The organism is Streptomyces sp. NPDC002853 (assembly GCF_053591915.1).
Map to the genome: position 1 here is coordinate 216,537 of NZ_JBSFUS010000008.1, position 14,119 is coordinate 230,655.

Genomic DNA, 14,119 nt, shown 5'->3' on the forward strand with positions numbered 1-14,119 from the left:
CCGTCGGGTTCATCCGGCACAGACAGAGCGGCGCCGGGCGGGAAGGACTCCGCCCGGCGCCGCGGTCTGTTCACGCGACGGCGGTGACCGTCACTTCGTGACCACGACGGCCACCAGATACGCCGGGTTGGTGGTGTCGTAGTAGCCGTACACCCGCTGCCCGAACGCGAACGCCTTCTGCACCTCGTCGCGGGTCTGCGGGTTGGGGCTGACGAACACCCGCCACGCGTCGTCGACCCACAGGTAGAGGGCCGACGCCTGGCCGGGGAGGGGCTGGACGACGTCCCAGAACGACGTCGCGACGTTCGACGCGACCGCCTGGGTGGAGATCTCGGGTGCCTGCGCCTGCGGGATGCTCTCCTGGCCGAGCTGCTGGAGCAACTGCTGGTAGGGCTGCTGCCGGCCGAGCTGCTGGAGCTGCTGCTGGAGGTGCGGCGGGGCCTGCTGCTGCGCACCTTGCATTCCCTGCGTCCCCTGCGTCCCCTGGGGGGCCTGCATGCCTTGCATGCCCTGCTGGCCGAACGGCTGCTGTTGCTGCTGCTGGTAGTGCTGCTGCAGTTGCTGTTGCTGTCCGAACTGCTGGGGCGGCGCGGTGCTCGGGCTCTGCCGGCCCTGTTGCTGCTGGTCTTGCTGCTGCATGGGACTCATTTGCGGGGTGGTGCTCATGCGTGTGCCACCTTCCCTCAATGGTTGTGATGCTTCAGCCCGTGACGACCAGGCCGACGACCTCGTCGTCCGAGAACCAGACGCGTACGTCGGGGTGCCCGCCGGCGAAGGCGGCGCGCACGGCCTGGCGGATGTCGGGCGACGGGTCGTTCAGGTTGCGCCACTCGCCCGCGACGAACAGCCGCAGGCGCGGCGGGAGTTCGGGGGGATACGGGATCAGTTCGTCCCAGTAGCGCTCGGCGCGGCCGGAGCCCACCGCCGACGGCAGCAGGTTCGTGACCGCCGACTTGATGTCCGGGCGGTTGCCGATCCGCTGCGAGGCCGGGCGGCCCGGCGCGTCCTGCTGCGGCGAGCCCGTCGAGCGCAGCACCGCACGCGCCCGGTCCGGAGTCATCAGCTGCTGGCCCGCGGCCTTCAGCATGCCCTGCAGACAGGCCAGGGCGCCGACGACGACCGGTGAGGCGGACGAGGTCCCGGAGAACGTGTCCGTGTACCAGGCGATCTCGTCGGGGCCGCCCTGCAGGTCGCCCGGCTGGTTCCAGGAGCCGCCGGTCGTGGTCGTCTCGCGGCCCCAGCCCTGGGCGTCCACGCGGGCACCGTAGTTGGAGAACCCCAGACGTGAGCGGTCGGGGCCGTGATCGCGGCCGTGAGTGCCGGGCGGCGGTGCGCCAGCGCCGACCAGGACGGCGCGCGAGGGCCGGTTGGAGGGGTTGAAGGGGTTGCGCCACCACTCGGGGAACTCGTCGGGCCTGCGCTCGTACACCGCGTCGTCCAGGGACTCGGCGCCGTTGCCCGCCGCGCCCACGACGATCACGCCCTTCGCGGTGGCGTACCGGATCGCCGCGTAGTCGTCGGGCCACCACTCCAGGGCGATGTAACCCCGCTGGTCGTCGCGCGGCGCGAAGTCGAACCGCGGCCCCGGGCGGTGCAGTTCGATCAGCACGATGTCGCCGGCGCCGAGCCGCTCCGCCGCCGCGTGGATCGTCGCCGCGGTGCCCAGGGGCTGGAAGGAGGCCGTCGCGGTCATCGCCTCGGGCGCGATGCCCGTGATCCCCACGTGGTTGCGGTCGCCGCCGATCACACCGATCACCGCGGTGCCGTGGTTGCGCCAGGCCACGTCCTGGAGGGGCGTCCCGATGACCACGCCGGCGAGCTTGCCCGCAAGGTCCTCGTGGCTCAGCTGCCAGGCCCCCTCGATGTCGATCACCGTGATGCCCTCGCCCGAACCACCGAGCCGCTGCCACGCCCAGTGCGCGTCCACGCCTTCGGGCGCGGGGCGCAGATAGCCCTGGCGGCCCGTGAAGTCGGGGGTGACGGGGGCGCCTTCCTTGCGGCGCGCGGACTCACCGGCGTCGGGCGTGCCGAGCTCTCCCGTTCGGCGCTGGGGCGGGGTCTGCGACTTGTCGGTCGAGCCGAGCGACGCCGGTACGGCCCCCGGCTTGACGTACGCCGTGTCGATCCCCGGCAGCGCGGCGAGCCGCGAACGCAGTTCCTGTGCCCGGCTCTCACCGCCGCGCACGCGGTAGAAGAGTGCCAGGTCGGGAACGTCGGCGCCGTCGGCGCCGTCGACGCCCTCCGCTTCGACGAGCTGCCCGGCCGCGGAGCGCAGACGCTCCTCGTTGCCGAACAGCGGTTCAAGGGCGAGCTGTTCGTCGCCGAGGAACATGTTCAGGGCCGACACATCGGACCCTGCCGCCGAGCGGACGCCCTCGGCCCCGGCCCGCAGCCGGGCCTCCGGCCGCGCGACGACGATCAGCTCCTGCTCGGACGCACGGTAGGTGAATCCCGCCCCGTCGGGTCCGGGGCCACTGGCTCCCGGGCCCCCTGCCGGCTCTACCTGGTCGGTCATCGCTTCACCGCTCCCTTCGGTCATCGGAGCCTCCCCTGCCCGAACGGAGTCGAGAGCTCGGGGAGGGGTGCCGTGCCGCGCGCTGTGGCCGCGCGTTCCGGGGCACACCCTGCTACCGCCGGGCGCGGTCGTCCACCCCCTTTGCCCCAACTCGGTTTGAAATCAAGGGGATCGGGGAAGCCCGTGCAATTCGTCCGGAAGGCGATGTCACGCCCCAATCCGGCCAGAAACCGAACGAGAAGAGGCGGCACCCGTACGGATGCCGCCCCATGTCGCTCGCTCTGCGCCGCTGTCAGTCCTCGGAGGAATCAGCGGGTCCGGATTCGTCGCTGCTCTCCTCGTCCGGTGCCGCTGCCGCACCGGGTCCCGGCTCCGTGTCCGGACGCGTCTGCGGCTTCGGCGGCCGCGTGCGGTCGCCGCCGGGGCTGTCCCGCAGATACGGGGCCGTGTCGCCGCCCTCCGTGGCGTGGCCGCCGGGCTGCGGCGGGCCGCCGCCGTCGCGTCGCCGCAGATAGCGCTCGAACTCGCGGGCGATGGCCTCGCCGGTCGCCTCGGGCAGCTCGGCCGTGTCCCGTGCCTCTTCGAGCGACTGGACGTACTCGGCGACCTCGCTGTCCTCGGCCGCGAGCTGGTCCACGCCGACCTGCCAGGCGCGCGCGTCCTCGGCGAGGTCACCCAGCGGGATGCGCAGGCCGATGAGGTCTTCCAGGCGGTTCAGGAGGGCGAGGGTCGCCTTCGGGTTCGGCGGCTGCGAGACGTAGTGCGGGACGGCCGCCCACAGGCTGACCGCAGGAACACCCGCGTGCGTGCACGCCTCCTGGAGGATGCCGACGATGCCCGTCGGGCCCTCGTACTTCGTCTCCTCCAGGTCCATGGTGCGGGCCAGGTCCGGGTCGGACGTGACGCCGCTGACCGGGACGGGGCGGGTGTGCGGGGTGTCACCGAGCAGCGCGCCCATGATCACCACCAGCTCCACGCCCAGCTCGTGGGCGAACCCCAGGATCTCGTTGCAGAACGACCGCCAGCGCATCGACGGCTCGATCCCGCGCACCAGCACGAGGTCGCGCGGCTTGTCGCCGCCCACGCGGACCACCGAGAGCCGGGTCGTCGGCCAGGTGATCTTGCGGACACCGCCCTCCAGGAAGACCGTGGGGCGGTTGACCTGGAAGTCGTAGTAGTCCTCGGCGTCAAGTGCCGCGAAGACCTCGCCCTTCCACTCCTTGTCGAGATGCGCGACCGCGGTGGAGGCGGCGTCGCCGGCGTCGTTCCAGCCCTCGAACGCGGCCACCATGACCGGGTCGACCAGCTCGGGTACCCCCTCGAGCTCGATCACCCAGGCCTCCTTCCGACGTCCTTTACGTACGCCCCAACCTTACGGCGTCCGGCGGGGCCCTCCGCAGCCCCCTTGCGCGGGCCGCGATGGATGGATCATTGCCCCGCGGAAGGCCCGCGCACTCCCTCGGAACCCGTGCTTCACAGCGTCGAGCGCAGCCACTGCTCCACGCTCGCGATGTGCACCGTCGCCCACGACCTGGCCGCCTCGGCGTCGCGGGCGCGCAGCGCGGTGAGGATCGCGCGGTGCTCGTGCAGGGTGCGGCTGACGGCGTCCTCCTGGGTGAGGCCGCGCCAGACGCGGGCCCGGGTGGTGGGTCCCGAGAGACCGTCCAGGAGCGAGCAGAGCACCGAGTTGCCGGACGACTGCACGATGCCGCGGTGGAACTCCAGGTCGCAGGCGACCAGTTCCTCCACCGAGGGGGCCGGGCCGAGCGCGTCCAACTGCTCGCTCAGTACGTCGAGTTCGGCCTCGGTGATGTGGGCGACGGCCATCGCGGTGGCGGCCGGTTCCAGGATGCGGCGCACCGCGAGGAACTCCAGGACCGTGTCGTCGCGGTGGAAGTCGACGACGAAGCTGAGGGCTTCGAGGAGGAGCTGCGGGTCCAGACTCGTGACGTACGTGCCGTCGCCCTGTCGTACGTCGAGGATGCGGATCAGCGAGAGGGCGCGCACCGCCTCACGCAGTGAGTTGCGTGAAAGGCCCAGGTCGGCGGCGAGTTCACTCTCCTTGGGCAGCCGGTCGCCGGGGCGCAGCGCGCCGGAGACGATCATGCCCTTGATCTTTTCGATGGCTTCGTCGGTGACAGCCATGGGGACCTCGCCTCGCAAGACAAAAGACATCCGATGTATCGGACGAGTATGGCGGGTCCCTGCGCCGTCGTGCATGCGGTCCCGTGAACAGGTACTTATCTCAGGGCTAAGATTTCCGTACTGACCGCGGCAGGACACTGGCCGCGGGACGGCGAGAGGGAGGCTACGGCAGATGGCCGGGAAGAAGTCGGCGGGGGCCCAGCGGGACGCGGTCGCGTCGATCATCGAGGACTGGGCGAGGGAACGGCCGGATCTCGACACCGCTCCCCTGGAGGTCCTGGCGCGGCTGCACCGGACCTTCCTGCGCTACAACACCAGGCTCACCACGGCGATCGAGCGGCACGGCCTCGCGGTCGCCGGGTTCGACGTGCTGACCGCGCTGCGCAGGGCCGGGGCGCCCTACCGGCTCACGGCGGGCCAGCTCGCCGACTCCGGTCTCGTGTCGTCGGCCGGCGTGACGCTGCGCATCGACCGCCTGGAGAAGGACGGCCTCATCGTGCGTGAGCGCGACGCCGAGGACCGCCGCGTCGTCTACTCACGGCTCACCGAGACGGGCCTCGCCAAGATCGACGAGGTGTTCGCCGAGCACCTCGACAACGAACGCCGGATGCTCGACGGACTCTCCCCGGCGGAGTGCCGTCAGCTGGCCCGCCTGATGTCCAAGCTGGAGCGGTCCATCACCGACTCCGACGCACCTCACGAAGCGGAGGCCTGAGCCTCCGCCTCCGCGCGGTACATCCGGCGCAGCCGGACCACGCCCAGGTCGTGCTGGTAGAGGTTCTCGCGCTGGTCGGCGTCGGCGGGCATCGCCTCCAGCATCACGCGGTCCTGTTCGAGGACCTGCCAGTGGCGCTCCTCGATGAGCGTCTTGTAGAGGAAGCGCCAGGTGTCGCGCTGCCAGCCCTGCACCCGGCGGTAGCGCCAGAAGAAGACACCGGTGCGGTTCTCGTCGACCGGGCAGACCATGCCGACGATCCCGAACGGGCCGCCGGGGCCTGCGGAAGGCGGGTACGGAATGGTCAGGTCCACCCAGTCCACGCCGGTGCGGCACAGCTCCACCCAGTCGAAGTTGACGCCCCGCTGGTCGGTCTTCTCGAAGAAGTAGCCGCGGTCCGTCTCCCGGATGCGGAACTTGGCGGTGGTGTCGCCGTCGTACATCGTGTGCGACTCGTGGTGCAGGAACGCGCCGTGCATCGGGTCGAGGAGGTTCTCCACCGCGAACCGCCAGGGGCCGTTCCACTCCGCGTAGCAGAGGATCGCGTCGACGTCGGGGTCGGTGAGCGGTTCGGGCAGCGTCAGTTCGGCGGGCTCCGGGTGTTTCTCGTCGCCGAAGTACGCCAGGATCGCGCCGCCGATCTCCCGCACGGGCAGCGAGGTGACGAGTTTCTTGCCTTCCAGGTTGCAGCCGGGCAGACCCGGTACGGAGGAGACGGTGCCGTCGGTCTCCACCTCCACGCCGTGGTACCAGCAGGCCACCCGGTCGCCGAGGTGTTTCCCCAGGGAGAGAGGTGCCCCGCGGTGCGGACAGCGGTCGGCGAGCATCGAGAGGGCGCCGTCGGAGCGGCGGAAGAGCAGCCATTGCTCGCCCAGCGCGGTGACCTTGCGCATGGCGCCGGGGGCCACGAAGTCCGAGGGGACGACGGGGTGCCACTGGTTGCGCAGGCCGGTGGCGTAGATGTGGTCGGCGGAAGCGGGCGCTCCGGCATGTGTGGTCATCGGGGTCACGCTCCCAGTCGGTTCATCTCGGCACGGAAGGACTCTTCGGTCCAGGGGGCGCCGTCGGGCGCGTGGACCTGACGGGCATTCAGCCCGTTGATGACGTCGGAGAGTTCATGGCCCTCCTTGGTGAAGACCTCTTCGAGGGTGGCGGCGAGCTTGTACTCGTAAGGGGTCGGCTCGTGCGTACGGGACTGGTGGATGTCCAGGTACGGCCAGGTGGTGGTCACTGTTGCCTCCGGTGGGGAATCACGGATCGACGAATCGCAGATCGGGGGATCACAGGTCGAGGACGAGACGGCCGGACGCGCAGCGCGAGACGCAGATCATCATCGAGGCGTTCGCGGCGTGCTCGGCCTCGCTGAGCAGGAAGTCGCGGTGATCGGGCGTGCCGTCGAGCACGCGGGTCTCGCAGCTGCCGCAGATGCCTTCCTGGCAGGAGCTGCTGACGCTCAGGCCCGCGTCCTCGGCGGCCCGCAGGATGGACGTGCCGGCGCCGACGGAGAGGGTGAGGCCGGACGTACGGCACTCCACCTCGAACGCGGAGTCGTCCCCGGTCTGCTCCACGACGGGCGCGGCGAACCGCTCCACGCGCAGCCGGTCCGCCGGGGCGACGGCCTCCACGGCGGTGAGCAGGGGCTCGGGGCCGCAGCAGTACACGAGCGTTTCCTCGGGCAGCCCGTCGAGAGCCGCGGCGAGATCGATGTGACCGTGCTCGTCCTGCGGTACGAGGGTCAGGTCGCCGTCCAGTGCGCCTAGTTCGTCGGTGAACGCCATCGACTGCCGGTTGCGTCCGCCGTACACCATGCGCCAGTCGGCCCCGCGTCGCGCCGCCTCGCGGGCCATGGCGAGGAGCGGGGTGACACCGATGCCGCCCGCGACGAAGAGGTAGCCGGGGGCTTCCTCCAGCGCGAAGTGGTTGCGCGGTTCGGAGGCGGTGACCGTCTGTCCCGGACGCAGCTTGGTGTGCACGTGCCGTGAACCGCCGCGCGACGCGGCCTCGTTGAGGACGCCGATGCGGTACACGGAGGTGTCCCGCGGATCGCCGCACAGGCTGTACTGGCGTACGTGGCCGCCCGTGTGCAGGTCGAGGTGTGCGCCGGGGGTCCAGGCGGGCAGCGGCTTGCCGTCCGGGTGGGCGAGTTCTACGGAGAGGACTCCGTCAGCCTCCCAGGTCATGCGGCGGACGAGGAGCGTGAGCGCGCTCTCGGTCATGGTGGTCCCTCCTCACTGGCCGGGGATCTTGACGGGCGGGGTGAACGGGTTCTTCATCGGGCCGAGCCGGTCCAGGTCGACCTCGACGAGGGTCGGGCCTTCGGACTCGACCGCATGGCTGATCACGGGCCGCGCGTGCTCCTCGGCGGCGATCCGGGCGTAGGGCAACCCGCAGGCACGGGCGAGGAGTTCGAAGTCAGGAGTGGCGAGGTCGACTCCGGAGCGGCGCTCGCTGTGGCGGTCCTGCATGTTGCGCAGCACGCCGTACCCGCCGTCGTTGAAGACGATCAGCGTCAGGCGTGGCCGCTCCTGGGCGAGCGTGAGCAGTTCGCCCAGGTGGACGGCGAGTCCGCCGTCCCCGGCGAGGACGACGGTGGGCGTGTCGGGCCGTGCGAGCGCCGCGCCGATGCCCATGCCGAGCCCCTGTCCGATGCCGCCGCCGCGCGGGAAGACGTTGTCGCGGGGGTCGTACATCTCCAGGAGCCGGTTGCCCCAGCTGCTGGACGGGATGGTCACGTCGCGGGCCACGACCGCCTCGCGGGGCAGCGCGGCACGGATGGCGTCGCAGATCGCGGCCTGCGGGCCGATGTTGTCGTGCAGGGTGGCGCGGACGTCCTCGCGGACGGCGGCGACCCGCCGCGTCCAGCTCTCGTCGGCTCGCCGCGCGTGCGGGAGCAGCGCCGCGAGCACGTCGGGCGCGTGACCGTGCAGGGCGTGCCGGGCCGGGTACACGCGGCCGAGGGCGTCGGCGTCGATGTCGACCTGGATGTGCGCGTCGGGGAGGACGAGCCCGTAGTCGGCGGTCTCGTTGGACCGGAAGTGCGTGCCGACGGTCAGCAGCAGGTCCGCGTCCGCGAGGAGGGCGCGGGCGGCCGGGGTGGTGGCGAAGTTGCCGATGACCTGCGGGTGGTCCTCGGGCACGGAACCCCGCCCGGAGTTGGAGGTGAGCAGCCCGGCACCGGTGGCGTGCAGCAGCTCGGCGAGCTGGGTGCAGGCGCGAGTGGCCCCGCCGCCGGCCCAGATGAGGGGACGCTCGGCGCCGGCCAGGAGGGCCTGGGCCGCGGCGAGTTCGCCTTCGGCGGGCAGCGGACGGGCGGAGAGCCGGCCCCCGAACGCCGAAGAATCGGCGCCGGACTCGCGGTGCGCGGATGAGGGGAAGAACGACTCCGGCACCCCGGTCATCCCGGGGAAACCGGTGGCCTCGCGGCCTGCGCCCGCCGCGTGGGTCGGGGACGTGCGAACCGCAGCCGCAGCCGTTGCCTCTGCGGTTCGGGAGTCGCCCGTTGAGGGCTCCGCGTCCTCCTGTGCCGCGTACTGCAGATCCACCGGCCACTCCACGCTCGCCGGGCCGCCGGGGTCCGTCAGGGCGGCCTGTGCCGCGTCGCGGAGGATGCGGGCCGCCGTGTCGGTGGACGTGATGGTCGCGGCGTACTTGGACACCGCGCCGAGCATGCCCAGCTGGTCCTTGGTCTCGTGGATGAAGCCGCGGCCGCTGCCCAGGAACCCGCTCTCCACCTGCCCGGTGACGTGCAGGACGGAGGTGCCCGCGCTCAGCGCCTCGACCAGGGAACCGGCCGCGTTGCCCGCGCCCGTCCCCGTCGAGGTGAGCGCGCAGCCGAGCGAGCCGCGCGCGCGGCCGTAGGCGTCGGCCGCGTTCACGGCGGTCGCCTCGTGGCGCACCGGGACGAAGCGCAGCTCCCGGTCGACCGCCTCGACCAGCGGCAGGTTGTGCACGCTGACGATCCCGAAGACCGTGTCGATGCCGAGTTCCCGCAGGACGGCGACCAGGAGATCACCGCCGGTGGCGTACCGCGCGTAATGCGCGTCCTGCGCGGGCGGCGTGGATGGGGTGGGTGGCATGGGGTGAGCTCCTAGAGGATGCCGCGGCCGACGCCGCCGCAGACGTCGATGCTGGTGCCGGTGGTGTACGAGGCGCGGGGCGAGAGCAGCGCGACGATCGCGTACGCGACCTCCTCCGCGCGGCCGAGGCGGCCGAGGGCGATCCCGCGGTCCGCCGCGAGCTCCGCCTGCCAGTCCTCGTACGACAGACCCGACTCGGCTGCCGCGTGGCGGCGGGTCCACTGGCCGGTGTCGATCAGGCCGAGGCAGACCGAGTTGACGCGGATGCCCTCGGGGGCGAGTTCCGCGGCCAGGGACTTGGAGAGGTTGAGGATGCCGGCCCGGGCGGCGCTCGTGGTGATGAGGCGGGGCTCGGGCTGCTTGGCGAGCACCGCGTTCACGTTCACGACGCTCGCCGCGTCCGACGCCGCCAGGTGAGGGCGGGCCGCGTGCAGGGGGTTGAGGACCCCCGCGAACTTCAGCTCGAGCTCGTCGCGCCAGTCGTCGGCGGTCGACTCGTCAAGGCCCTTCATGCGGGACTGCCCCGCGTTGTTGACGAGCCCGTCGAGCGAGCCGAAGGTGTCGGCCGCACGCTCGGTGAACTTTCGTACGGCGTCCGCGTCGCGTACGTCGCACACGCCCGTCAGGAGGCGGTCACCGCCGCCGAGGCCGGCCGCGGCCTTGGCGAGCCGGTCGGCGTCTCGCCCGCAGGTCGCGACGCGCGCGCCCTCGTCGAGCAGGGCGCGGACCGTGGCCAGGCCGACGCCCGAGCTGCCGCCGGTGACCAGGACGGTCCGGTCGGAGAGGCCCAGATCCATAACTCAGTGCTCCAGTGGGTCAGTTCATGGTGAAGCCGCCGTTGACGGCGATCACCTGTCCGGTCAGATAGCGGGACTCCTCGGAGAGGAGGAAGGAGACGAGCCCGACGAGGTCGTCCGGCTGCTGCGGGCGCGAGATCGCCCGGTTGCCCCGGTAGAGCGCGTGCCGTTCGGCGGGCACCGTCGCGGTGGCCTCGACCTCGGTGAGACCGGGCGCCACCGCGTTCACGGTGATCCCCTTGTCGCCGAGCTCGCGTGCCATCGCCCGGGTCAGCGCGATGACCGCGCCCTTCGAGGCGATGTAGTGGGCCAGGCGCGGCGACCCGTAGAGGGCCGCGTCCGACGCGATGTTGACGATCCGCCCGGGGGAGCGGAACTGCGGATGCAGGGCCTTGGCGACCAGCCACGGGCTGCGGGCGTTGACCGCCATCAGGCGGTCCCACACCTCGACGTCGATGTCCTGGAACTCCTTGCCGCCGACGCCGTTGGCGAGCGCGGCGTTGTTGACCAGGCCGTACAGCGGCCCCAAGTCACGTACGGCCAGGGCGAGACCGGCCACCGACTCCGGGTCCGCGACATCGCACCGCACGAAGTGCGCGTCCAGGCCATCGGCGCGCAGCCCGGCGACGGCCTCGCCGCCGAGCCCCGCGTCCACCTCGGCGACGACGACACGGAAGCCGTCCTCGCCCACCCGGCGGGCCATGGCGAGACCGAGGCCACGGCCCGCGCCGGTGATGACGACGGTGCGGTCGTCGCTCGTGGGACCGTCAGTCACGGGTGACGCCGTGCATCGGCGAGTGCTCGGGGTAGGTCGGCACCTGCGGCTTCTGCGTGCCGATGACGACGCAGAAGAGCGCGTCGGTGTCACCCTCGTTCTTCAGGGAGCGCGCCACGCCCGCCGGGACGACGATCATGTCGCGGTAGCCGAGGGTGCGGTACTCGGCTTCATCGGCGCCCCGGTGGATGCCCACCTTGACCTGCCCCTCCAGGACGAAGAAGGCCTCCTCGACGTCGTGGTGGGTGTGCTCGGGGCCCTCGGCGCCGGGCGGCAGCAGCATGTTGGAGAAGGTGAAGCCGCCGGACGGCAGGATGCGGCTGTCGTTCTCGTGGTTGCCGGTCGCGCCGGAGCCGACGTAACGGATCTGGCCGCGGCGGTACTGCGGGCCCGCCTTCTCCTGGAAGGACAGCGTGCTGAAGTCCGCGACACGGGACTCCTTGGTGGCGATCAGCGAGTCGGTGTACTTGCCGAGGTCGCCGCCGTTGTCGTACTCGGTGGTGGTCAGAGGCATGGAGTTCTCCTTCTCAGAGGTACTGGAGGTGTTCGGGGATACGGGCGGTGATGCGCAGGTGGGAGAGGACCCAGGCGTTGAAGGCCGCGGGCTGCTCCTGGTTGGCCAGGTGACCGGCGTCCTTGACGATCACGTAGGCGGTCTTGTGCAGGGCCCCGGCGATGGCCTGGGAGGCCTCGATGCCGGTGACCCGGTCCTGGTCGCCGCAGAGGACGAGGGCGGGGGCCGCGATCGTGGGGATCTCGGGTCGCAGGTCGGCGCCGGCCATGGACCGGGCCGCGTACGCGTAGCCGGGCAGGCGCACGGACGCGGCCATGGTGTCGACGACCCGGCGGACGAGCTGCGGGGGCGCGTCCGGCGAGACGAGCCGGGGCCCGCGCCGCTCGGCGAACTCCCGCGGCCCGAGTTCCGCGAGCTCCGCGGCCCGCTGCCGCATGGCGTCGGCCTTCGCGGGATCGGTGCCGGAACCGGCGCTGGAGTCCGCCACGATCAGCGAGTCGACCAGCTCCGGATGGCGGGTAGCGAGCCGCAGCGCGATCACCCCGCCCCACGAGACGCCGAGGACGTGGGCGCTCGCGCCGCGTTCCCGGATGAGGTCGGCTGCCGCGTCCGCGTAGCCGTCGAGGTCCAACGCGGCTGCCGGGTCGGCGGACCCGGCGTAACCGGGAGCGTCCCAGGCCACCACGCGCACGTACGCGGACAGCTCGGCGAGCTGGGGTGCGAAGGCGGCCGACGAGGAGCCGATGCCGTGCAGGCAGAGCAGGAGAGGACCCTGCTCACCCGCCTCCTCCACATGGACGGCGGTCACAGGATCTGCCCCGTCCGGCCCGCGAGCGCCGCGAGGCTGCGCAGGACCGCGTACGGCACGACCTGGCTGGTCGCGGGGTTGCCCGGGTCCGGCAGATGCGCGACCTCGAAGCGGTACGAGCCGTGCGCGCCGGACGCCTCGACGACATGCCGCGTGTGGTGGGCGCCGGGGTCGGCGACGACCTGGACCCGCACAGCGTCCAGGTCGCCGACGGCGAGGGCGACCGATGCCGCGACGTTCGTCGACTTGGGGAACTTCACGGGGACGTCCCGCGCGGTCCCGGACATGACCTCGACCGGCCCCGTCGCCGTCCGCATCCGGGACAGCAACTCCGCGTCCATCCACGGCTGTTCGAGGGTGGCGGGCAGTTTCGTCGTAATGAGCCGCACCTCGTCGAGCGGTCCGAGGGAACGCACCGCCTGGAGCAGATCGAGCCCGCCGACCGCGCCCCCGGTGAAGTACACCCGGCCGGGACCGGCGGCCAGGAGCCGCTTGGAGAGCTCCTCGTCGGTGAGCGCGCCGGTCGAGGCGATCAGCAGATCGGTCCCGGAGGCGAGGACACGCTCGCCCCACTCCCGTACGACGCCCTGGCCCGCCGCCTCGACGATGAGATCGCAGCGCTCCATGGCCTCGTCGAAGGAGACCTGCGGGGCGGGGGCGCTCTCGCCGAGTGGACGGTTGTCGACCAGGCACGTCAACTCGGCCCCGGTGACCCGCTGTTCGGCCAGCGCGGTGCCGACGACGCGGCCGATGGCCCCCCAGCCGACGATGCCGACCTTGCGCACCCGCGTCATGCCTGAACCTCCAGATGGTCGTGGGGGGAGAGGGGGCCGGGGTCGGGGGCGCCCGCCATGTGGCAGCGGATCTCCTTCGACGGCGGCCCGGCCGTCCCCCAGAGGTCGGAAAGCTCGGGGACCCGCCGCCAGACCTTGGCGATCCACGCGTCCTCGACGATCTGCGCGACCTCGGAGGTGTACTCGCAGACGAGCCCGGAGGGATCGGTGAAGTAGGAGAAGGTGTTGTTGCCGGGGCCGTGCCGGCCGGGACCCCACTGCGGGTCGATCCCGTGGTGGCGCAGGCGTCCCAGGCCCCGCATGAAGTGGTCGACCGAACTCATCTCGTACGCGACGTGGTTGAGCGAGGCCCACTGGGCCTGGTTGAAGGCGATGCAGTGGTGGTCGGCGTTGCAGCGCAGGAACGCCATCTGGTGCTCGGACCAGTCGGAGACGCGCAGGCCGAGGACGTCGCGGTAGAAGGCGACGGAGGCGTCGATGTCCGCCGTGTTGAGCACGGCGTGCGTGACTCCGACCGGCACGGCGCCGTCCCGGCCGCGCGGCGGCACGGCGTGGACCTCCGCGCTGATCTCGATCAGACGGTGCTCGGGGTCGGTGAAGCGCAGGCCGTAGCCGCCGCCGACCTGGTCGAGCGGGCCGGGCCCCGCGACCGGCGTGATGCCGCGGGCGAGCAGTCTGCGGGCGGCCTCGTCGACCTCGGCGGGCGTGGCCACCGCGAAGGAGATCTTGCCGAGGCCGATGCGGTCGGCGCGGGTGAGCTGAAGGGCGTGGTGCTCGGCGCCGGTGCCGCGCAGCCAGGCGGCCGCGCCGCGCTCGGACTCCACGGTCTCCAGGCCCCAGACCTCCTGGTAGAAGTCGGCGGCCTCGGTGAAGGAAGGCGTGAGCAGTTCGACGGAGCGCAGGGCGCGGAGCCGGGCGATCGGGGGACGGGGGGCTTGGGGTGGGGACATGACCTGCTCCAGGGGTCCGGAGGTACGGGG

At 72.0% G+C, this 14,119-nt stretch carries 15 protein-coding genes; 1 reads left to right on the forward strand and 14 read right to left on the reverse strand.

Features of this window, described 5'->3' with window-relative positions:
• Window positions 1-90 precede the first annotated feature (90 nt).
• The 4 genes from ACWD02_RS23045 to ACWD02_RS23060 all read right to left on the reverse strand — a co-directional run bounded on the left by ACWD02_RS23045 (window position 91) and on the right by ACWD02_RS23060 (window position 4,660).
• The gene (locus tag ACWD02_RS23045) at window positions 91-666 is read right to left on the reverse strand and encodes a hypothetical protein (protein WP_451213893.1); all 576 of its coding nucleotides are present in this window, start codon (window positions 664-666) and stop codon (window positions 91-93) included.
• Between the two features lie 34 nt (window positions 667-700).
• A complete protein-coding gene (locus tag ACWD02_RS23050) occupies window positions 701-2,515 on the reverse strand; it encodes a S8 family peptidase (protein WP_451213896.1) in 1,815 nt (604 codons plus the stop codon).
• A 292-nt stretch (window positions 2,516-2,807) separates the two neighbouring features.
• A complete protein-coding gene (locus tag ACWD02_RS23055; RefSeq protein ID WP_451213899.1) occupies window positions 2,808-3,848 on the reverse strand; it encodes a PAC2 family protein in 1,041 nt (346 codons plus the stop codon).
• A 140-nt stretch (window positions 3,849-3,988) separates the two neighbouring features.
• Window positions 3,989-4,660, reverse strand: a complete 672-nt coding sequence (locus ACWD02_RS23060; RefSeq protein ID WP_451213902.1) for a FadR/GntR family transcriptional regulator — start codon at window positions 4,658-4,660, stop codon at window positions 3,989-3,991.
• Between the two features lie 172 nt (window positions 4,661-4,832).
• Here ACWD02_RS23060 and ACWD02_RS23065 point away from each other — a divergent pair, with 172 nt between their 5' ends.
• Complete coding sequence (locus ACWD02_RS23065; RefSeq protein ID WP_451213905.1) at window positions 4,833-5,375, forward strand: MarR family winged helix-turn-helix transcriptional regulator; 543 nt, start codon at window positions 4,833-4,835, stop codon at window positions 5,373-5,375.
• Here ACWD02_RS23065 and ACWD02_RS23070 read toward each other — a convergent pair.
• Genes ACWD02_RS23070 through ACWD02_RS23115 form a run of 10 tightly spaced genes read right to left on the reverse strand, consistent with a single transcriptional unit; the run spans window position 5,357 to window position 14,089 of the window.
• Window positions 5,357-6,376 (reverse strand): Rieske 2Fe-2S domain-containing protein, encoded by a 1,020-nt coding sequence (locus ACWD02_RS23070; RefSeq protein WP_451213908.1) that lies wholly within the window; start codon window positions 6,374-6,376, stop codon window positions 5,357-5,359. The two genes, ACWD02_RS23065 and ACWD02_RS23070, sit on opposite strands and share 19 nt — an antisense overlap.
• A gap of 5 nt (window positions 6,377-6,381) precedes the next feature.
• On the reverse strand, window positions 6,382-6,606 hold the full coding sequence (locus tag ACWD02_RS23075; RefSeq protein WP_363210856.1) for a recombinase-like helix-turn-helix domain-containing protein: 225 nt from the start codon (window positions 6,604-6,606) through the stop codon (window positions 6,382-6,384).
• A 49-nt stretch (window positions 6,607-6,655) separates the two neighbouring features.
• A complete protein-coding gene (locus ACWD02_RS23080) occupies window positions 6,656-7,591 on the reverse strand; it encodes a PDR/VanB family oxidoreductase (RefSeq protein ID WP_451213911.1) in 936 nt (311 codons plus the stop codon).
• A gap of 12 nt (window positions 7,592-7,603) precedes the next feature.
• Entirely contained in the window at window positions 7,604-9,451 is a 1,848-nt protein-coding gene (locus ACWD02_RS23085) for a thiamine pyrophosphate-binding protein (RefSeq protein WP_451213914.1), read from the reverse strand.
• 11 nt (window positions 9,452-9,462) lie between these two features.
• Window positions 9,463-10,248 (reverse strand): SDR family oxidoreductase, encoded by a 786-nt coding sequence (locus ACWD02_RS23090; protein WP_451213917.1) that lies wholly within the window; start codon window positions 10,246-10,248, stop codon window positions 9,463-9,465.
• 19 nt (window positions 10,249-10,267) lie between these two features.
• On the reverse strand, window positions 10,268-11,023 hold the full coding sequence (locus ACWD02_RS23095; RefSeq protein ID WP_451213920.1) for an SDR family oxidoreductase: 756 nt from the start codon (window positions 11,021-11,023) through the stop codon (window positions 10,268-10,270).
• Complete coding sequence (locus ACWD02_RS23100; protein WP_451213923.1) at window positions 11,016-11,537, reverse strand: cupin domain-containing protein; 522 nt, start codon at window positions 11,535-11,537, stop codon at window positions 11,016-11,018. The genes ACWD02_RS23095 and ACWD02_RS23100 overlap by 8 nt, the downstream gene beginning before the upstream one ends.
• A gap of 13 nt (window positions 11,538-11,550) precedes the next feature.
• Window positions 11,551-12,345: an alpha/beta fold hydrolase gene (locus ACWD02_RS23105; RefSeq protein WP_451213926.1), complete on the reverse strand. Its 795-nt coding sequence runs from the start codon at window positions 12,343-12,345 to the stop codon at window positions 11,551-11,553.
• Entirely contained in the window at window positions 12,342-13,139 is a 798-nt protein-coding gene (locus ACWD02_RS23110; protein WP_451213929.1) for an aspartate dehydrogenase domain-containing protein, read from the reverse strand. The genes ACWD02_RS23105 and ACWD02_RS23110 overlap by 4 nt, the downstream gene beginning before the upstream one ends.
• Window positions 13,136-14,089: a VOC family protein gene (locus tag ACWD02_RS23115; RefSeq protein ID WP_451213931.1), complete on the reverse strand. Its 954-nt coding sequence runs from the start codon at window positions 14,087-14,089 to the stop codon at window positions 13,136-13,138. Before ACWD02_RS23115 ends, ACWD02_RS23110 begins: the two co-directional genes overlap by 4 nt.
• Window positions 14,090-14,119 lie beyond the last annotated feature (30 nt).